The organism is Nonomuraea sp. bgisy101 (assembly GCF_057708945.1).
In genome coordinates, this window is record NZ_JBYITD010000034.1 from 99,863 (window position 1) to 117,819 (window position 17,957).

Annotated in this window: 18 protein-coding genes; 12 read left to right on the top strand and 6 right to left on the bottom strand. The window is 70.5% G+C overall.

Annotated elements, in window-relative coordinates; all coding sequences use genetic code 11:
• Positions 1 to 45: 45 nt before the first annotated feature.
• The gene (locus AC3EO4_RS44170; protein ID WP_431901729.1) at positions 46 to 279 is read left to right on the top strand and encodes a hypothetical protein; all 234 of its coding nucleotides are present in this window, start codon (positions 46 to 48) and stop codon (positions 277 to 279) included.
• A gap of 59 nt (positions 280 to 338) precedes the next feature.
• Positions 339 to 1,085, top strand: coding sequence for a metallophosphoesterase family protein (locus AC3EO4_RS44175; RefSeq protein WP_431901731.1), 747 nt, complete (start codon positions 339 to 341; stop codon positions 1,083 to 1,085).
• 2 nt (positions 1,086 to 1,087) lie between these two features.
• On the opposite strand, the gene AC3EO4_RS44180 is transcribed toward AC3EO4_RS44175, so the two are convergent.
• From AC3EO4_RS44180 to AC3EO4_RS44195, 4 genes are all read right to left on the bottom strand, one after another.
• Positions 1,088 to 2,383 (bottom strand): MFS transporter, encoded by a 1,296-nt coding sequence (locus tag AC3EO4_RS44180; RefSeq protein ID WP_379571573.1) that lies wholly within the window; start codon positions 2,381 to 2,383, stop codon positions 1,088 to 1,090.
• A 101-nt stretch (positions 2,384 to 2,484) separates the two neighbouring features.
• On the bottom strand, positions 2,485 to 2,835 hold the full coding sequence (locus AC3EO4_RS44185) for a nuclear transport factor 2 family protein (RefSeq protein WP_431901734.1): 351 nt from the start codon (positions 2,833 to 2,835) through the stop codon (positions 2,485 to 2,487).
• A gap of 62 nt (positions 2,836 to 2,897) precedes the next feature.
• The gene (locus tag AC3EO4_RS44190; RefSeq protein WP_379571569.1) at positions 2,898 to 3,302 is read right to left on the bottom strand and encodes a hypothetical protein; all 405 of its coding nucleotides are present in this window, start codon (positions 3,300 to 3,302) and stop codon (positions 2,898 to 2,900) included.
• 175 nt (positions 3,303 to 3,477) lie between these two features.
• Positions 3,478 to 5,124 carry a class I adenylate-forming enzyme family protein gene (locus AC3EO4_RS44195; protein ID WP_379571567.1) on the bottom strand — a complete coding sequence of 549 codons (1,647 nt, stop codon included), beginning with the start codon at positions 5,122 to 5,124 and terminating at the stop codon, positions 3,478 to 3,480.
• A 213-nt stretch (positions 5,125 to 5,337) separates the two neighbouring features.
• On the opposite strand from AC3EO4_RS44195, the gene argC reads away from it, so the two are divergent.
• The 9 genes from argC (at position 5,338) to AC3EO4_RS44240 (ending at position 14,386) form a co-directional block, all read left to right on the top strand.
• A complete protein-coding gene (gene argC, locus AC3EO4_RS44200; protein ID WP_431901738.1) occupies positions 5,338 to 6,363 on the top strand; it encodes an N-acetyl-gamma-glutamyl-phosphate reductase in 1,026 nt (341 codons plus the stop codon).
• Positions 6,364 to 6,430: 67 nt separating this feature from the next.
• On the top strand, positions 6,431 to 7,585 hold the full coding sequence (gene argJ / locus AC3EO4_RS44205; RefSeq protein WP_379571563.1) for a bifunctional glutamate N-acetyltransferase/amino-acid acetyltransferase ArgJ: 1,155 nt from the start codon (positions 6,431 to 6,433) through the stop codon (positions 7,583 to 7,585).
• Positions 7,582 to 8,454 carry an acetylglutamate kinase gene (gene argB, locus AC3EO4_RS44210; protein ID WP_379571561.1) on the top strand — a complete coding sequence of 291 codons (873 nt, stop codon included), beginning with the start codon at positions 7,582 to 7,584 and terminating at the stop codon, positions 8,452 to 8,454. The genes argJ and argB overlap by 4 nt, the downstream gene beginning before the upstream one ends.
• Complete coding sequence (locus AC3EO4_RS44215; RefSeq protein WP_431901741.1) at positions 8,454 to 9,623, top strand: acetylornithine transaminase; 1,170 nt, start codon at positions 8,454 to 8,456, stop codon at positions 9,621 to 9,623. The genes argB and AC3EO4_RS44215 overlap by 1 nt, the downstream gene beginning before the upstream one ends.
• Complete coding sequence (gene argF, locus AC3EO4_RS44220) at positions 9,616 to 10,614, top strand: ornithine carbamoyltransferase (RefSeq protein ID WP_431901743.1); 999 nt, start codon at positions 9,616 to 9,618, stop codon at positions 10,612 to 10,614. Before AC3EO4_RS44215 ends, argF begins: the two co-directional genes overlap by 8 nt.
• Positions 10,611 to 11,120 carry an arginine repressor gene (locus AC3EO4_RS44225; protein WP_379571555.1) on the top strand — a complete coding sequence of 170 codons (510 nt, stop codon included), beginning with the start codon at positions 10,611 to 10,613 and terminating at the stop codon, positions 11,118 to 11,120. The genes argF and AC3EO4_RS44225 overlap by 4 nt, the downstream gene beginning before the upstream one ends.
• 2 nt (positions 11,121 to 11,122) lie before the next feature.
• A complete protein-coding gene (locus AC3EO4_RS44230) occupies positions 11,123 to 12,322 on the top strand; it encodes an argininosuccinate synthase (protein WP_431901746.1) in 1,200 nt (399 codons plus the stop codon).
• Positions 12,323 to 12,356: 34 nt separating this feature from the next.
• The gene (gene argH / locus AC3EO4_RS44235; RefSeq protein ID WP_379571551.1) at positions 12,357 to 13,778 is read left to right on the top strand and encodes an argininosuccinate lyase; all 1,422 of its coding nucleotides are present in this window, start codon (positions 12,357 to 12,359) and stop codon (positions 13,776 to 13,778) included.
• On the top strand, positions 13,760 to 14,386 hold the full coding sequence (locus AC3EO4_RS44240) for a DNA-3-methyladenine glycosylase (protein WP_379571550.1): 627 nt from the start codon (positions 13,760 to 13,762) through the stop codon (positions 14,384 to 14,386). Before argH ends, AC3EO4_RS44240 begins: the two co-directional genes overlap by 19 nt.
• Here AC3EO4_RS44240 and AC3EO4_RS44245 read toward each other — a convergent pair.
• Entirely contained in the window at positions 14,323 to 14,727 is a 405-nt protein-coding gene (locus tag AC3EO4_RS44245; protein WP_379571548.1) for a PH domain-containing protein, read from the bottom strand. The genes AC3EO4_RS44240 and AC3EO4_RS44245 overlap by 64 nt on opposite strands.
• Positions 14,728 to 14,808: 81 nt before the next feature.
• Here AC3EO4_RS44245 and tyrS point away from each other — a divergent pair, with 81 nt between their 5' ends.
• Positions 14,809 to 16,074 (top strand): tyrosine--tRNA ligase, encoded by a 1,266-nt coding sequence (tyrS, locus tag AC3EO4_RS44250; RefSeq protein ID WP_431901751.1) that lies wholly within the window; start codon positions 14,809 to 14,811, stop codon positions 16,072 to 16,074.
• Positions 16,075 to 16,133: 59 nt separating this feature from the next.
• Here tyrS and AC3EO4_RS44255 read toward each other — a convergent pair whose 3' ends face one another.
• Entirely contained in the window at positions 16,134 to 17,645 is a 1,512-nt protein-coding gene (locus tag AC3EO4_RS44255) for a glycosyltransferase family 39 protein (protein ID WP_431901753.1), read from the bottom strand.
• Between the last annotated feature and the right edge of the window lie 312 nt (positions 17,646 to 17,957).

Below are 17,957 nucleotides of genomic sequence, written 5' to 3' on the forward strand. Positions count from 1 at the left end.
GCCTGGCGAACGAGGAAGCGGGGCCGACCTCTAGGCTTTTCGTCCATGAGGCAGTTGCTGGTGTTCGCCGAGCGGGACGACGCCGAAGAGGTGGCCGAGACGCTGTCGGAGTGGTTTCCAGGGCTCGGCGTGCCCGCCGTGGTCAGGGAGACGCTCGCGGGCGAGGACGACGCCGAGGACGCGCAGTGGCTCGTCGTGCTCGAAGGGCTCGACGGAGAGCATCTGCCCCAGGTCGACGCGCTGGTGGAGGAGCGGGACGGCTGGCGCGAGAGCGGCTGACCGTTGCGCCTCGGGTGAAAGACCTTGAGGGGCCCAGCCCGCTCCGGCAGCGTGAAGGCATGCGCATCGCCGTCCTCTCCGACATCCATGGCGTGCTGCCCGCGTTGGAGGCCGTCCTGGCCGAGCCCGACGTCGCGGCGGCCGACCGGCTCGTGCTCACCGGCGACATGGCGGCGGGGCCGCAGCCGGTCGAGACGCTCGACCTGCTGGTCTCGCTGGGGGAGCGGGCGCTGTGGGTGAACGGCAACGCCGACCGTGAGCTGGTGGAGGTGGCGCACGGCAGTCCCAGCGCGTACCCGATCTCGCAGTGGGCGGGGGAGCGGCTGCGCGAGGACCAGGTGAAGCTGCTGGCGGGCCTGCCCGCGGGGCTGGAGCTGGAGCTGGGCGCGCTCGGCACGACGTTGTTCGTGCACGCCACGCCGCGGCGCGACGACGAAATGATCCTGGTCGACAGCACGCTCGAGCGGTGGGCCGAGGTGCTCGACGGTGTCACGGCCGACACGGTCGTGCTCGGCAACACGCACATGCCGTTCGTCAGGCTCGTCGACCGCAGGCTGGTGGTCAACCCGGGCTCGGTCGGCATGCCGTACGGCACGGTGGGCGCCCACTGGGCGCTGCTCGACGCGGGCAGCGGCGCGGTCACGCTGCGTCGCACACTTTTCGACGCCCGGGCGGCGGCGGACCGGATCGTCGCGGAGAGCGGGTTCGCCGACGCCGAGGGTTGGGTGGCCGACTACGTCACAGGCGTCCACTCCGACGCCGAGGCGCTGCGCGTGTTCGGCAAGGCCGAGGGCAGGCCCGCCTAGCCTCACGCCTCCGCGGGGGCGCTCGCCCTGCGGGCCTTCTCGGCCAGGGCGTGCTCGCTGGTCCTGGCGTCGTAGGAACGGAAGGACGGCAGCAGCCACGCCAGCAGCGCCACCGAGCCCACGCACAGCAGCCCGCCCACGCCCATCGAGAACCTGGCGCCGCCCGCCTGCGCCATCAGCCCCGCCCGCGCGTTGCCGAGCATCGGGCCGCTGGCGTAGGAGAGCAACTCGATGCCTGCCAGGCGGCCGCGTAGTTCTTCCGGGATGGTCTGGTTCCACATGGTCATCCGGAAGATGCCGCTGATCATGTCGGCCGCGCCGGCCAGCGCGAGGCAGAAGAAGATCGCCCAGATGTTGGGGATCACCGCCGCGAGCGCGATCGCGGCTCCCCACAGCGCGGCCGCCAGGATCACCCCGAGACCCTGCCGCTGCACGCGCGCCGCCCAGGCCCCCGTGAGCGAGGCGACGAGCGAGCCGACCGCTCCGGCCGAATACAGCAGGCCGAGCGCCTGCGGCGCGCCGTAGTGGTCGACGATGAACGGGAACAGCGCCGTCGACATGGCGAACACCATCGCGGCGATGTCGACCAGGTAGGTGCCCATCAGGTCGCGCCTGCTCACCGCGTAGCGGACGCCCTCCACCATCGAGCGCAGCGACGCGGGGGCGGCGTTCTCCTTCGGCGGCACGGCCCTGATCCGCCACAGCAGCAGCAGGGAGAGCACGAAGGAGACCGTGTCGACCGCGTAGGCGGTGGCCACGCTGAACGTGGTCACCAGCAGGCCGCCGAGCGCGGGCGCGGTGATGGCGCCGACGTTCCAGCGCAGGCTGGCCAGCACCGCCGCCGACCCGAGCTGTTCGTGCCTGACGACCTGCGGGATCAGCGCCTCCAGGCTCGGCCGCTGCAGGCTGGCCAGGCCGGTCGACAGGGCGCCGACCAGGTACAGCACCCAGATCTGGGGGTCGGGCAGCATCGCGTTGACCATCAGCAGCGCCGAGGTGACCATCAGCCCGACCTCGCCCAGCAGGATGACCTTGCGCCGGTCGAGCGCGTCGGCGATCGCCCCGCCCCACAGCCCGCAGATCACCATGGGCACGAACTCCGCCAGGCTCACCAGGCCGACCGCGACGTAGGAGCCGGTCAGCTCCTTCATCTGGTACGGCACCGCGACCATCGTGATGAACGTGCCGAACATGGTGATGACGCCTGAGGCCATCAGCAGCCGGTAGTCGCGCGAGTCGCGCAGCGGGCCCAGGTCGATGGTGAAGTGAGCGAGCAGGCGCCTGAGTCGATCGGACACGAGAGTTCATTCTGTTTCGGGTCCGCCTGCCGGCGCAAAGGGTTTTCGCCATGGCATGAAGCAGGCCCCCTGGTATCCAGGGGGCCTGCGGTGGGGGAGAGTCAGCCGGGCACCTTGTCCAGGAAGCCGAGCACCTGGCGGATCCTGCCGTCCTCGGCCAGCTTCACCACGTCGAACCCGACGGCCAGCGCCTCGCCGCCGGCGGGGCCGAGGTGCCAGGTGAAGCGGACCAGGTCGTGGTGGGCGTCGTGCAGCTCGCCGGGGGTGAAGACCAGGCCGGGGAACATCTCCTGGGCTCCGGCGATCACCGCGGCGATGCCATCATGTCCCGCCACGTCGGCCAGCGGGTCGGTGTAGGTGGCGTCCTCGGTCCAGACTTCGGCGACGGCCTTGGCGCGGGCCTCGGCGTCGGTCTCGTTCCACGCGGCCAGGTAGCGCTCGACGATCGTCATGATGGTTCGCCCTTTCGAGTGATGTTCAGGATGGTCGGTCAGGTCGGTGTGTGGCCGGGGAGTCAGCGGGCGGCCTTGCGCAGGCCCATGATCTGCAGCTCGGCGAAGGCGCCGACCACGAGGGCCTGGGCGATCGCCCAGATCGCGCCGATGGTGGTGAACTCCATGAGGCCGGTGGCGACGGCGGCGACGCTGCCGAGGGTCCAGACGATGTTCAGGGCGATCACCACCTGGGCGGCGGCCCTGCTGATGTTCGCCCTGCCGGCGAGGAATCCGACGGCCGCGCCGTACACGAGGAGGAAGACGCCGATCTCGCGCAGGATCCCCGCGTCCGGGCCGAGGAGGCCGCTGACGGGAGCGGCGGCGAGCAGGTAGATCAGGCCGTTGCCACCGGTGACGACGGCGTCCGCGGCCAGGGCCATGCGCAGGAACCTGGTCCGGTCGGCGGTGACGGGGATGGTGGTCATCGGGTGCTCCTTCGGAGGTGTTTCGTTCCGGTGGTGCAACCGTGTCATCGGTGACATCAAGCCCGCGATTACGCGCGAGGTAACGGCGCCGCCCTGCGGGGCGCTGACCTGCGGAAAGAGAAAGAAAATCGGCCGCGCCCCGGCCGAAGGGGGCGCGGCGCGACGTCATGCGGCGTCAGAGGGCGAGGACCTCCTGGCGCAGCCGCGTCTTGAGGATCTTCCCGCCCGGGTTCCTGGGCAGCTCGGCCTCCCTGAACCAGTAGTGGGAGGGCACCTTGAACCCCGCTATGCGCTCCTTCAGGAACGTGGTCAGCTCTTCGGCGGTGGCGGGTCCCGACAGCCGGACCACCGCCCCGACCTGCTCGCCGAGCTCGTCGTGCGGCACCCCGATCACCGCCACGTCGTCCACGGACGGGTGCTCGAACAGCGCCGCCTCCACCTCCGCGCAGTAGACGTTCTCGCCCCCGCGGATCACCATGTCCTTGGCTCTGTCGACGATGTACACGAATCCCTCGTCGTCCACCCGCGCCAGGTCGCCCGTGTGCAGCCATCCGTCGACGAACGTCTCGGCCGTGGCCGCGGGCTTGTTCCAGTACCCGAGGATGACGTTGGGCCCCCTCAGGCACAGCTCGCCGATCTCGCCCACGGGCACCGGCGCCCCTGTGGGGTCGGAGACACGGACGTCCACGACCGCCGACGGCAGCCCGATGCTGTCCGGCCTGCGCGCGTAGTCGGCGCCGGAGTTGTTGATGGCCAGCGCCGTCGTCTCCGTCATGCCGTACCCGTTGCTGGGCGCGCGGCCCGGCAGCTCGGCGGTGATGCGCTCCATGAGCTTGGGCGGGGCGGGGGCGCCGCCGTACGAGATGCCGCTGAGCGAGGACAGGTCGTACTTGCCCACGTCGGGGTGCGACAGCAGCTGCCAAGCGTTGGTGGGCACACCGGTCATGCCGGTGATCTGCTCGCGTTCGATGAGCCGGAGCGCCAGCTCGGGGTCCCACTTGTACATGAGCACGAGCCCGCCGCCGGTGAACATGGTGCCCATGAGGGCGGCGAAGCACCCGGTCACGTGGAACAGCGGCACTGTCAGCAGCGTGACCCGCCGCTCCCCGGACACGCCCGACGGGTCCTTGCCCGCCAGGACGACCGCCCTGACGAGCGAGTAGGCGACGGTCATCGGCGCCTGGCCGAGGTTGCGGTGGCTGCCGAGTGCGCCCTTGGGCAGTCCCGTCGTGCCGGAGGTGTAGAAGATCGTCGCGGGATCCTCCGGTGACAGCTCCACCTCGGGGAGTGTCACGTCCGCCCTGACCTCGCCCATGACCTCGTCCCACGGCCGCCCGCGGCCCGCGCCCCTGGTGACGATCATCGGCACGCCCGTGTCCGCGAGGCGCTCGGCCCGCTCGCCGTCGGCGATCAGCACCTTGGCTCCGGAGTCGGAGACCCCGTAGGCGAGCTCCTGCGCGGTCCACCAGGCGTTCAGTGGTACGGCGATCGCCCCCGCCGCCAGCACGGCGGAGAAGGAGACGACCCATTCGGGGTAGTTGCGCATGGCGATGGCGACCCTGTCGCCCTTGGCGACGCCGTAGTCGTCGACGAGCCTGCGCGCCAGCGTCGCCGCCCGCCGGTAGTGCTCCTCGTAGGTGATGCGCTCGTCCTCGTAGACGAGGAAGACCTTCTCGCCCTGGAAGCGGCTGTTCTCGAGCAGGGTGCGGAAGTGTCCCGGTGCGTGCTTCCACGTGCGGATCCCGGAGCCGAGCTCTTCGGTTTCGAACAGCTGGCCGGCAGCCGTGAGCTGGGCCTGGACCTGGGCGTGCGTGATGCTCATGGGCAAGAACTCCCGCAGGGTCTGTTAACCGGAGGTTTCACAGTACCGACCGGTAGGTACGTCGCGCTAGATCCGCAACTGTGAGTGGTTATGCACTAAATAGCCGTTTGGTCCGATCTCGGCATGTGGACACTCTGGCCCGGCTCGCTTGCATGCCCATCGGCTCACATGCATAATCTTTCTAAGCAAAAACATGAGTAAGGGTGAATGGATATGCAGCGTGTGGCGATCGCCGGAGCCAGCGGCTACGCCGGGGGTGAGCTCGCGCGCCTGCTGCTCATGCACCCCGAGCTGGAAATAGGCGCGCTGACCGCGGCGACGAGCGCCGGCAGTCCGCTCGGCGCTCACCAGCCGCACCTGCCCCAGCTGGCCGGCCGCGTCATCCAGGAGACCACGCCCGAGATCCTCGCCGGGCACGACGTGGTCTTCCTCGCGCTCCCGCACGGCCAGTCCGCCGCGATCGCCGCCCAGCTCGACGACGACACCGTGGTCGTCGACTGCGGCGCCGACCACCGGCTCGCCGACCCCGCCGCGTGGGCCGAATTCTACGGCGGAGACCACGCCGGCACCTGGCCCTACGGCCTGCCCGAGCTTCCCGGACAGCGCGACCTCCTCAAGGCCGCGCGGCGCATCGCCGTACCCGGCTGCTACCCGACGGCCGTCACGCTCGCCCTGTTCCCCGCCTTCGGCGCGGGCGTCGCCGAGCCCGACGTGGTCGTGGTGGCCGCCACCGGCACCAGCGGCGCGGGCAAGGCGCTCAAACCGAACCTGCTCGGCAGCGAGGTCATGGGCTCGGTCAGCGCGTACGGCGTCGGCGGCGTCCACCGCCACACCCCCGAGATGGAGCAGAGCCTGTCGGCCGTCGCGGGCGTCCCTGTCACCGTCGCCTTCACCCCGATGCTGGCACCCATGAGCCGCGGCATCCTCGCCACCTGTACGGCTCCCGCCGCCCCCGGCCTCACCAGGGCCGCGCTCCGCGAGGCGTACGAGAGCGCGTTGAAGGACGAGCCGTTCGTCACGCTGCTGCCCGAGGGCACCTGGCCCGCCACCGCGATGACCTACGGCGCCAACACCGCCGCCCTGCAGGTCACGCTCGACGAGCGGGCCGGCCGCGTGGTCGCCGTCATCGCCATCGACAACCTCACCAAGGGCACGGCGGGAGGCGCGATCCAGAGCGTCAACCTCGCCCTCGGCCTACCCGAAGAGCTCGGTCTTCCCCAGAACGGAGTCGCCCCGTGAGCGAGCGTAGCGAGGGAACCATCAGACACTGTGCGTTGACGCTCATGCGTCCGACGAAGGAGGACGCATGAGCGTCACAGCGCCCCTCGGTTTCAAGGCCGCGGGCATCGCCGCAGGCATCAAAGCCAGCGGACACCGCGACCTGGCCCTCGTCGTCAACGAGGGGCCCAGCCGCGCCGCGGCGGGCGTCTTCACCGCCAACCGCGTGAAGGCCGCCCCTGTCCTGTGGTCGCAGCAGGTCCTGGCAGGCGGCAGGGTGCGCGCGGTCGTCCTCAACTCCGGCGGCGCCAACGCCTGTACGGGACCCGAGGGCTTCCAGGACACCCATGCCACGGCCGAGAAGGTCGCCGGCGTGCTCGCCGACTCCGCGGGCGAGATCGCGGTGTGCTCCACCGGCCTGATCGGCGAGCGGCTCCCCATGGAGACGCTGCTGGCGGGCGTCGACAGCGCCGCTACGCAGCTCTCGCGCGACGGCGGACTGGCCGCCGCCGACGCCATCCGCACCACCGACACCGTCTCGAAGATCTCCTTCAAGCGCGGCGACGGCGGCTACATGGTCGGCGGCATGGCCAAGGGCGCAGGCATGCTCGCCCCCGCGCTGGCGACCATGCTCTGCGTGATCACCACGGATGCCGACCTCACCTCGGAACAGCTCGACGCGGTGTTGCGCAAGGCCACGTCGAAGACCTTCGACCGGCTCGACGCCGACGGCTGCATGTCGACCAACGACACCGTCCTGCTGCTGGCCAGCGGCGCCTCCGGCGTCACCCCCGACCTCGGCGAGTTCGAGAAGAAGATCACCGAGGTCTGCGCCGACCTGGCACGGCAGTTGCTGGTCGACGCCGAGGGCGCCTCCAAGGCGATCGCCATCGAGGTCGTCGGCGCCGCCAGCGAGGACGACGCGGTCAAGGTCGGCCGCACGGTCTCCCGCTCGAACCTGCTCAAGTGCGCCATCCACGGCGAGGACCCGAACTGGGGCCGCGTGCTGTCGGCGGTCGGCACCACCGACGCGGTCTTCGAGCCCGACCGGATCAACGTCGCCATCAACGGCATCTGGATCTGCAGGGGCGGCGCCGTCGGCGACGATCGCGCCAAGGTGGACATGCGCCCGCGCGATGTCACCATCACCGTCGACCTGTCGGCGGGCCCGCACTCGGCGACCATCCACACCACGGACCTGACCGCCGCGTACGTGCACGAGAACTCGGCGTACAGCTCATGAGAGCCAACGGAGCGCTCGCCAAGGCGAGCACGCTGATCGAGGCGCTGCCGTGGCTGGCCAGGTTCAGCGGCGCCACCGTCGTCATCAAGTACGGCGGCAACGCCATGACCGAGGAGGCCCTCAAGGAGGGCTTCGCCGAGGACGTCGTCTTCCTGCGTTACGCCGGGCTCAAGCCTGTCGTCGTGCACGGCGGAGGGCCGCAGATCAACGCCCAGCTCGACCGGCTCGGCATCGAGTCGACGTTCACCGCCGGACTTCGGGTCACCACCCCCGAGGCCATGCAGGTCGTCAGGATGGTCCTGGTCGGCCAGGTCAACCGCGACGTCGTCGGCCTGATCAACCACCACGGCCCCTTCGCGGTCGGCATGTCGGGCGAGGACGCCCACCTGTTCACCGCCGAGCGCAAGCACGCCATCGTCGACGGCGAGGCTGTCGACATCGGCCAGGTCGGCGAGATCGTCAGGGTCGACCCCGGCGCCGTCCGGGCCATGCTCGACAACGGCCGCATCCCCGTCGTCTCCAGCGTCGCCCGCGGAGAGGACGGCCAGGTCTACAACGTCAACGCCGACACCGCGGCCGCAGCGCTCGCCGTCGCGCTCCAGGCGCAGAAGCTGATCGTCCTCACCGACGTCGAGGGCCTGTACGCCAACTGGCCCGACGACACCGACGTGATCGACCAGCTCAAGGCGGACGAGCTGGCCGAGATGCTGCCCACGCTGTCCAGCGGCATGGTGCCCAAGATGGAGGCGTGCCTGACCGCCGTACGCGGCGGCGTGCCCCAGGCGCACGTCCTCGACGGCCGCGTGCCGCACTCCCTGCTGCTCGAGATCTTCACCGACCACGGAATCGGAACCATGGTGATGCCCTGATGAACCTGTATGAGAGGTTCGAGAACGCCTTCATGCCGAACTACGGCGTCCCGCCGCTGGCTCTGGCCCGAGGCGAGGGCAGCACGGTGTGGGACCTGGACGGCAGGCCGTACCTGGACTTCATCGGCGGCATCGCGGTCGACTCGCTCGGCCACGCCCACCCCGCGCTGGTGGAAGCGGTCTCCAAGCAGGTGGCCACCATCGCCCACACCAGCAACCTGTTCCTGCACGAGCCCGAGGTGCTGCTCGCGGAGAAGCTGCTCGAGCTGCTGAAAGAGCCCGCCAAGGTCTTCTTCGCCAACTCCGGCACCGAGGCGAACGAGGCCGCCTACAAGCTGTCGCTCAAGTACGGCAGGGCCACCGGCCGCTCCTACTTCGTCGCCACCGAGAACGGCTTCCACGGCCGCACCATCGGCGCCCTCTCGCTGACCGGCAAGAAGGCGATCCGCGACCAGTTCGGCCCGTTCCCCGTCGAGGTCCGCTTCGTGCCGTACGGCGACGCCGACGCCCTCGCCCAGGCCGTCACCGAGGAGTGCGTCGCCGTCTTCCTGGAGCCCACGCAGGGCGAGGCGGGCGTCGTGCCGCCACCGGACGGCTACTTCAAGGCCGCGAGGGAGATCTGCACCTCGGCCGGAGCGCTGCTGGTCGCCGACGAGATCCAGTCGGCCATCGGCAGGACGGGACACTGGTTCGCGCACCAGGCCGACGGCGTCGTCCCCGACATCCTGACCCTGGCCAAGGGCCTCGGCGGCGGGCTGCCGATCGGCGCCTGCGTCGGCTTCGGCTTCGCCGGCACGCTGTTCGAGAAGGGCGATCACGGCTCGACGTTCGGCGGCAACCCCGTCTCGTGCGCCGCCGCGCTCGCCGTCCTGGACAACGTCGACCTCGACCACGTCAACCGGGCCGCCGAGCTGCTGTGGTCGGGGCTGGAGGGCGTGCGGCACCCGCTGCTGAAGGGCGTGCGCGGCCGCGGCCTGTGGCTCGCCCTGGTGCTCAACGAGCCCGTCTCCGCCAAGGTGCAGCAGGCCGCGCAGAACGCCGGCTTCCTGGTCAACGCCCTGCAACCCGACGCGGTACGGCTCGCCCCTCCGCTGGTCGTGACGGCCGAGGAGATCCGGTCGCTCGTGGCCGCCCTTCCCTCGATCCTCACGGAGGCCTCGCATGGTTAGGCACGCCGCGGACCCTGCGCACGTCAGGCACTTCCTCAAGGACGACGATCTGTCGCCCGATGAGCAGGCCGAGGTCCTCGACCTGGCCGCCGCGATGAAGAAGGACCCGTACGGCTACCGGCCCTTCGAGGGCCCCAAGACCGTCGCCGTCCTGTTCGACAAGCCGTCCACCAGGACCCGCATCTCCTTCGCCGTCGGCATCGGCGAGCTGGGCGGCCTACCCATGATCATCGACGGCGGCACCTCCCAGATGGGCCGCGGCGAACCGATCGAGGACACCGCCAAGGTGCTGGAGCGCCAGGTCGCCGCCATCGTGTGGCGGACCGGCGGCCAGGAGCGCATCGTCGCCATGGCCTCGGCCTCGAACGTTCCCGTGGTGAACGCGCTGACCGACGAGTACCACCCCTGCCAGATCCTCGCCGACCTGCAGACCGTCAGGGAGAGCTTCGGCAGGACGGCGGGACTGACCCTCGCCTACTTCGGCGACGGCGCCAACAACATGGCCCACTCCTACCTGCTCGGCGGCGCGACCGCGGGCATGCACGTGCGGATCGGCGCCCCCCTCGGCTTCCAGCCCGATCCCGAGATCCTCACCAGGGCCGCGGCGATCGCGGAACGGACGGGCGGCTCCGTCGTCGTCCACCAGGACCCGGTCGTCGCCGCCCACGGCGCGGACGCCGTGGCCACCGACACCTGGGTGTCCATGGGACAGGACGGCAAGGAGGAGCGCGTGGCCGCGCTCATGCCGTACCAGGTGAACTCCGCGCTGATGGCGCACGCGGCGCCCGAGGCGATCGTGCTGCACTGCCTGCCCGCCTACCGCGGCTACGAGATCAGCGCCGAGGTCCTCGAAGGGCCGAGCAGCGTGGTGTGGGACCAGGCGGAGAACCGCCGCCACGCGCAGAAGGCACTCCTGCACTGGCTGGTGACCGGGCGCGGCGAGAGCACAGGCGAACACAGTACGTTCGGGCCGACGAAGGAGGCCCGATGACCATTCCCATGACCAAGGTCGCCAGGCAGGCGAAGATCACCGACCTGCTGCAGCGCCAGGCCGTGCGCTCCCAGCCCGAGCTGGCCAAGCTGCTGGCCGAGAGCGGGGTCGAGGTCACCCAGGCCACGCTCTCCCGCGACCTGGACGAGCTCGGCGCGCTCAAGCTGCGTGCCGAGGACGGCTCGCTGGTCTACGCGCTGCCCGGCGAGGGCGGCGGCCGCATCCCGCTGGCCCGCCTCGGCACCGGGGAGTCGCCCGCGGCCAGGCTCAACCGCATCGCCGAAGAGCTCCTCGTCTCTGCCGAGGCCTCGGCCAACCTGGTCATCGTCAGGACACCGCCCGGCGCCGCCCAGTTCCTCGCCTCCGCCATCGACCACGCCGACTGGGAGTCCATCCTCGGCACCGTGGCGGGAGACGACACCATCCTCGTCATCAGCCGCGATCCGCAGGGCGGGCAGTCGGTCGCCGACGCCCTGCTCAACATCGCCAACCGCAAAGGATCATGATCATGTCCGAGAGAGTCGTCCTAGCCTTCTCAGGGGGCCTTGACACCTCCGTCGCCATCCCCTTCCTCGCCGAGAAGATGGACGCCGAGGTTATCGCCGTCGCCGTCGACCTCGGCCAGGGCGGCGAGGACATGGACGTCATCCAGAAGCGCGCCATCGACTGCGGCGCGGTCGAGTCCGTCGTCATCGACGCCAAAGACGAGTTCGCGGCCGACTTCTGCGTACCCGCGCTGCAGGCCAACGCCCTCTACATGGACCGCTACCCGCTGCTGTCGTCGCTGTCGCGGCCGCTGATCGTCAAGCACCTGGTCTCCGCGGCCAAGCAGTTCGGCGGCACCACGGTCTCCCACGGCTGCACCGGCAAGGGCAACGACCAGGTCCGTTTCGAGGCGGGGCTGGCCGCGCTCGCCCCCGACCTCAAGGTCGTCGCCCCCGCCCGCGACTTCGCCTGGACCCGCGACAAGGCCATCGCCTTCGCCGAGGACAAGGGCCTGCCGATCGAGACCACGAAGAAGAACCCCTACTCGATCGACCAGAACCTGTGGGGCAGGGCCATCGAGACCGGCTACCTCGAGGACATCTGGAACGGTCCGACCGAGGACATCTACGCCTACACCTCCGACCCCGCCCAGCCGCGCGAGGCCGACGAGGTCGTCATCACCTTCGAGCACGGCGTCCCCGTGGCCCTCGACGGCCGCGCGCTCACGCCGTTCCAGGTCATCGACGAGCTGAACAGGCGCGCGGGCGCCCAGGGCGTCGGCAGGATCGACATGGTCGAGGACCGGCTCGTCGGCATCAAGTCGCGCGAGGTCTACGAGGCGCCCGGCGCGATCGCGCTGATCACCGCGCACATGGAGCTGGAGAACGTCACCGTCGAACGCGACCTGGCGCGCTTCAAGCGCGGCGTGGACCAGCGCTGGAGCGAACTCGTCTACGACGGCCTGTGGTTCTCGCCCCTGAAGAACGCCCTCGACACGCTCATCGCCGACGCGCAGAAGTATGTCAGCGGCGACATCAGGATGCCCCTGCACGCCGGCCGCGCCGTCGTCACCGGCAGGCGCTCCGAGCAGTCGCTGTACGACTTCTCGCTGGCCACCTACGATACCGGCGACACCTTCGACCAGTCGCTCGCCAAGGGATTCGTCCAGCTGTGGAGCCTGCCGTCCAAGATCGCTGCAGCCCGTGACGTCAAGCATGGCTAGGATCGCGGGGGACTTCGCGGAAAAGACGGAGGGTATGACGGTGAGTGATGGCAAGCCGATGAGGCTGTGGGGCGGGCGCTTCGAGTCGGGCCCTGCCGACGCGCTGGCTCGGCTGTCGGTGAGCGTGCACTTCGACTGGCGGCTGGTGCCGTACGACCTGATGGCCTCGCGGGCGCACGCCCGCGTGCTGCATCGGGCGGGCCTGCTGACGGACGAAGAGCTCGAGCGCATGATCGGCGCGCTCGACGATCTGGAGCGCGCCTGCAAGAACGGCGAGTTCCGGCCGACGGTCGCCGACGAGGACGTGCACACCGCGCTGGAACGCGGGCTGCTGGAACGGCTCGGCTCCCTCGGCGGCAAGCTGCGCGCCGGGCGCAGCCGTAACGACCAGATCGCCACGGACCTGCGCCTGTACCTCCGCGACCACGCGCGCACCATCGTCTCCAGGCTGGTGGAGCTGGAGACGGCGCTCATGGCCCAGGCAGAGACCCACGCCGACACGGCGGCCCCCGGCATGACGCACCTGCAGCACGCGCAGCCGGTGTCGTTCGGCCACCAGCTGCTGGCGCACGTGCACGCCTTCGCGCGCGACATCGACCGCCTGATCGACTGGGACAGGCGGGCCGCCGTCTCGCCGCTGGGCTCCGGCGCGCTCGCCGGCTCCTCGCTGCCGCTCGACCCCGTCGTCGTCGCCGCCGAGCTCGGCTTCGACGCCGCCGCGCCGAACTCGATGGACGCCGTCGCCGACCGCGACTTCGCCGCCGAGTTCCTGTTCGACGCCGCGATGATCGGCGTGCACCTGTCACGGCTGGGCGAGGAGATCGTCCTGTGGGCCTCGCAGGAGTTCCGCTGGATCGAGATGGACGACGCCTACTCGACCGGCTCGTCGATCATGCCGCAGAAGAAGAACCCCGACGTGGCCGAGCTCGCCCGCGGCAAGTCGGGACGGCTCATCGGCAACCTCATGTCGCTGCTGACCGTGCTCAAGGGCCTGCCGCTCACCTACAACCGCGACCTGCAAGAGGACAAGGAGCCCGTCTTCGACACCGTCGACACCCTGCTCCTCGTGCTGCCCGCGGTGGCGGGGCTGGTCTCCACCATGCGCGTCAACACCGCCCGCATGTCGGCGACGGCCTCCGACGGCTTCGCCCTGGCCACCGACCTCGCCGAGCTGCTGGTCCGCAAGGGCGTGGCCTTCCGCGACGCGCACGAGGCCGTCGGCCACCTGGTCGTCTACTGCCAGGTCAACGACGTCGACCTGGGCGACGTGAGCGACGAGGACCTGGCCAAGGTGTCCCAGCACCTGACGCCGGACGTCCGCGACGTCCTCAACGTGCCCGGCGCGCTGGCCGCGCGCAAGGCGCACGGCGGCACCGCGCCCGACAGGGTCCGCGACCAGCTCGCCGCCCTGCGCGAGACCGTCGACGTGCAGGCGGCATGGGCGTCGAACTTCTGACGAGGGACTTCTTCGACAGGCCCGCCGACGAGGTCGCGCCCGAGCTGCTCGGGCGCGTCCTCGTCCACGGCGACGTCGCCGTCAGGCTGACCGAGGTCGAGGCGTACGGCCTGCCGGGGGAGGACCCCGCGTCCCACACCTACCGCGGCCGCACCCCGCGCAACGCGGTCATGTTCGGCCCGCCGGGACACCTCTACGTCTACTTCACGTACGGCATGCACTACTGCGCCAACCTCGTGTGCCTGCCCGAGGGACACGGCTCGGCGGTGCTGCTGCGCGCCGGCGAGATCGTTTCGGGCCTTTCCGAGGCACGTGCCCGCAGACCGGGCGCCAAGGATCGCGACCTGGCACGTGGACCGGCCAGGCTGGCCGTCGCGCTCGGCATCGGCCGCCCCGACAACGGCCTCGACATGGTGGGAAACGTCATGGCGGGCGATCCGGTCCCGCAGGTCGCCTCAGGGCCGAGGACCGGGATCTCCACCGGCGCCGACACCCCGTGGCGGTTCTGGATCGCCGGCGACCCGACCGTCTCGCCGTACCGCGCTCACACCCCGCGGCGGCGCAACAACGCGGCCACCTCCGTGCAGGACGCGCCGCCGAGCTCGTAGCCGCTCAGCAGGTGAAGATGGTCACCCGTGTCGATCTCGAGCAGCTCGCTGCGCAGGCCGAACCGCCTGCGCACGTCGACCCGCACGTCCTCGATCTGCTCCCACGGGACATGGCGCCTGCCCATGAACCCGTGCACGACGGTGATGCCGCTCTCGTCGGCGGCCAGCCGTACGGGGGCGAGCACGTCCCTGACGCCCATCGCGCCCACCAGCAGGGCCCCCGGCACGGCCAGGATCACGCCGCGCACGTCACCGGCCAGATACCAGTAGACGCCGAGCCCCGCACACGCCAGAGCCCCTAGGATCTTGAAAACGGCCAGCTCGCGACGGACCCTCCACATGGACACCGAGCGTATCCAAGTGGCGAGGATGCCCGCCTATCGGGCAGGCTGTAGCCAGTCAACCTCAACCTTGGGAAAGCCGTGACCGACATCCTCGATGAGCTCGAATGGCGCGACGTGCTCGCGCAGACCACCGACATCGACGCGCTGCGCAAGGCGCTGTCCGAGGGTCCGATCACGGTCTATGCGGGCTTCGACCCCACCGCGCCCTCCCTGCACGTCGGCAACCTGGCCACGCTGCTCATCCTGACCAGGTTCCAGCGGGCGGGGCACAAGCCGATCGGGCTGGTCGGCGGGGCCACCGGCCTCATCGGCGACCCCAGTGGGCGCAGCACCGAGCGGGCGCTGAACACCTCAGAGGTCGTGGCGGAGTGGGTTCGCCGCATCCGCGTCCAGGTGGAGAAGTTCCTCTCCTTCGAGGCGGGGCCGACGGCGGCGACGCTGGTCAGCAACCTCGACTGGACCTCCGAGCTGTCGGCGATCGACTTCCTGCGCGACGTCGGCAAGCACTTCCCCGTCAACCGCATGCTCGCCCGCGAGTCCGTGGCGGCGCGGCTGGGCGGTGACGGGCTCAGCTACACCGAGTTCAGCTACCAGATCCTTCAGGCCAACGACTACCTGGAGCTGTTCAGACGGCACGGCTGCACGCTGCAGCTGGGCGGCAGCGACCAGTGGGGCAACATCACCGCGGGCGTCGACCTGATCCGCCGCGTCGAGGGCGGCCACGTGCACGCGCTCACCGGCAAGCTGATCACCAAGGCCGACGGCACCAAGTTCGGCAAGACCGCCGGCGGCGCCGTCTGGCTGGACTCCGCGCTGACCTCGCCGTACGCGTTCTACCAGTACTGGCTCAACGCCGACGACCGCGACGTGGTGCGCTTCCTCAAGGTGTTCACCTTCCGCTCGCGGGAGGAGATCGAGGAACTGGAGAAGGCGGTGGCCGAGCGGCCGTTCGCCCGCGAGGCGCAGCGGGCGCTGGCCGAGGACCTCACCACCATGGTGCACGGGGCCGACGAGCTGGCGGCCGTGGTCGCGGCGTCGAAGGCGCTGTTCGGGCAGGGCTCGCTGGAGGAGCTGGCCGCCTCGACGCTCGAGTCCGCGCTGGCCGAGGTGCCGCTGGCCAAGGTCGACGCGCTCGGCGCCTCGCTGGCGGACCTGATGGCCGAAAGCGGCCTCGTGGAGTCGAAGTCGGCCGCCAGGCGCGCCATCAAGGAGGGCGGCGCGTACCTCAATAACGTGAAGATCACGGATGAGGCCTTCGCGCCCACCTTGGACGACCTGCTGCAGGGCCGGTTCCTGGTGCTGCGTCGCGGCAAGAAGTCGATCGGCGGCGTCGTCGTCGGCTGACCCGCCGCTTGACGGGCGGGCCTTCCTCAGCGGAGGCCCGCCCTTCTGCGTTCCCGGGCCTAGCCGTCAGCGGACTCCGGGGCCCTGCTGTACAGGGCGACGGTAAGGCCGGGGATGTCGGCCGAGTGCCAGGCCTGAACGCGGCCGAAGCCCGCCTGCCGTACCTTCTCGATCGCGGGCAGGTCCTCGTTCTTCGCGCCCCGCCACACCAGCCACAGCCTGTCGCGGCCGTTGAGCGCGGCGGCGACGTCCTCCTTCTCGGGGTAGCCGAAGCCGTCGGGCGCCGGCGCGGCGCCCTCGCGCAGGACGTCGTCGGGCATGACGGCCTTCGCGTAGTAGTCGAAGCCGGCGCGCAGGGAGCTCTGGCCGTACACGATCGCGTCGCCTGGCTCGAGCCTCATCCGGCGGATCGCCCACGGGACGTCCTCGAAGCGGCCGTTGGACTCGCGGATCTCCAGATGCTGCGGTACGGCCAGCGCGCCCGCGGCGAGCGTGAGCGCCACGGCGGCAGGGACGGCGAACCTGGGCAGCTCGGCCACCGCGATCGCCGCCAGCAGCGCGAGCGCCGGAGCGGTGACGAAGAGGTAGCGGTCGACGTAGGCAGGTGTCACCAGGTGGGAGACCGCCAGCAGCAGGACCGGCGGGAGCACCAGCCAACCGGCGAGCGCCGCACCCCACCACCTGTCCCGCCTGGCCATGAGCACGGCCCCGGCCAGAGCGACCGCGAACAGCAGCAGGCCGATCTCGCTCGCGCCCGCCGCCATCTTGGGGAACTTGAGCAGGACCTCGGGGCCGCGCTGTGGGATCCAGCTGATCGCGTGGCGCTCGCCGTACCCGATGAGCCCGAGCACGGCCGCGGGGACGAAGCCCGCGCCCATGGCGAGGACCGTCTTCACGGCGGTGCCCCGTCGCAGGAGCGCGAGGTGTGCGGGGAGGACGAGGACGGCGAACAGGTGCGTGCAACCGACGAACGCCACGGACAGGGCGTACTGGACCCATCGCGCACGATCGAGGGAACTGGCACGTTCCAGGGTGCTCGCGCGCTCAGGGAACGGGCTCGCGTGATGCGGGTACCGGGTCGCGCGATGCAGACACCAGACGGAGATCGTGACGGCCGCGGCGGCGAAGGCGTAGGACCGGGCGAAGGCGCCGTAGTAGGAGACCGACGGGAGCACGGCGAACAGCGCGGCGGCGGTGAGGCCCGCGGTCAGACCGTGCAGGCGGCGGCCGAGCGAGACCAGGAAGGCGGCGGTCACGCCGATGGCGAGTGCCGAGGGGAGGCGGAGCCAGAGCTCGGAGCTGCCGAGCTTGGTCCAGAAGTGCATGAACAGGTAGTACGGCAGGAAGTGGCCGTCGATGTGCTGGGCGAGCTCCCACAGCCCGGGGATGTCCCGCCCGGCCGCGCTGAGCGTGGCCAGCTCGTCGCCGTTGAGCGTGGCGGCGCCCGATCCGCTCAGTGCGACGGCGCAGGCCACGATGCCCGCTGTGACGGCGGCCCATGGAGGGGTGCGGGGGAGGGGGCGAGGGAGGGCGCGCGGGGGGCTGTCAGGTGCGGCGATTGTGGCTGTCACCTAATGGAGGATACGGGCAGAGATCAATAAGCCCGGACGCGGATTTGACGGGATGGCGATCGCGACCTAGTCTCGTCTGTGCCCCGGGAGCGAGCCGGACGCCGCATGACGGCGGACGGGCCCCGAGGGGAACTTCTTCTCAACGCAGCCAGCTATCACGGCGCACCCCCGTATCACCCGGAAAATCGGTTGATTGGACAAGCGCCCAATGGCAGGGTAAGTTGAGAGGGTTGCCCCGGAGACGGGGTGGTCGAGATTGTAGCCAGGTTCGCCGGTTTGACATCAAATCGGACGAAATGGTAAAGTTAAGAT

Bases quoted from the DNA above. Each gene is read 5' to 3' on its own strand.
- AC3EO4_RS44170 (WP_431901729.1), top strand. From the start codon at position 46: ATGAGGCAGTTGCTGGTGTTCGCCGAGCGGGACGACGCCGAAGAGGTG.
- AC3EO4_RS44225 (WP_379571555.1), top strand. From the start codon at position 10,611: ATGACCATTCCCATGACCAAGGTCGCCAGGCAGGCGAAGATCACCGAC.
- argJ (WP_379571563.1), top strand. From the start codon at position 6,431: ATGAGCGTCACAGCGCCCCTCGGTTTCAAGGCCGCGGGCATCGCCGCA.
- argC (WP_431901738.1), top strand. From the start codon at position 5,338: ATGCAGCGTGTGGCGATCGCCGGAGCCAGCGGCTACGCCGGGGGTGAG.
- AC3EO4_RS44195 (WP_379571567.1), bottom strand. From the start codon at position 5,124: ATGAGCATCACGCACGCCCAGGTCCAGGCCCAGCTCACGGCTGCCGGC.
- AC3EO4_RS44240 (WP_379571550.1), top strand. From the start codon at position 13,760: ATGGGCGTCGAACTTCTGACGAGGGACTTCTTCGACAGGCCCGCCGAC.
- argF (WP_431901743.1), top strand. From the start codon at position 9,616: ATGGTTAGGCACGCCGCGGACCCTGCGCACGTCAGGCACTTCCTCAAG.
- AC3EO4_RS44175 (WP_431901731.1), top strand. From the start codon at position 339: ATGCGCATCGCCGTCCTCTCCGACATCCATGGCGTGCTGCCCGCGTTG.
- argH (WP_379571551.1), top strand. From the start codon at position 12,357: ATGACGGTGAGTGATGGCAAGCCGATGAGGCTGTGGGGCGGGCGCTTC.
- AC3EO4_RS44190 (WP_379571569.1), bottom strand. From the start codon at position 3,302: ATGACCACCATCCCCGTCACCGCCGACCGGACCAGGTTCCTGCGCATG.
- AC3EO4_RS44185 (WP_431901734.1), bottom strand. From the start codon at position 2,835: ATGACGATCGTCGAGCGCTACCTGGCCGCGTGGAACGAGACCGACGCC.
- AC3EO4_RS44215 (WP_431901741.1), top strand. From the start codon at position 8,454: ATGAACCTGTATGAGAGGTTCGAGAACGCCTTCATGCCGAACTACGGC.
- argB (WP_379571561.1), top strand. From the start codon at position 7,582: ATGAGAGCCAACGGAGCGCTCGCCAAGGCGAGCACGCTGATCGAGGCG.
- AC3EO4_RS44245 (WP_379571548.1), bottom strand. From the start codon at position 14,727: ATGTGGAGGGTCCGTCGCGAGCTGGCCGTTTTCAAGATCCTAGGGGCT.
- AC3EO4_RS44230 (WP_431901746.1), top strand. From the start codon at position 11,123: ATGTCCGAGAGAGTCGTCCTAGCCTTCTCAGGGGGCCTTGACACCTCC.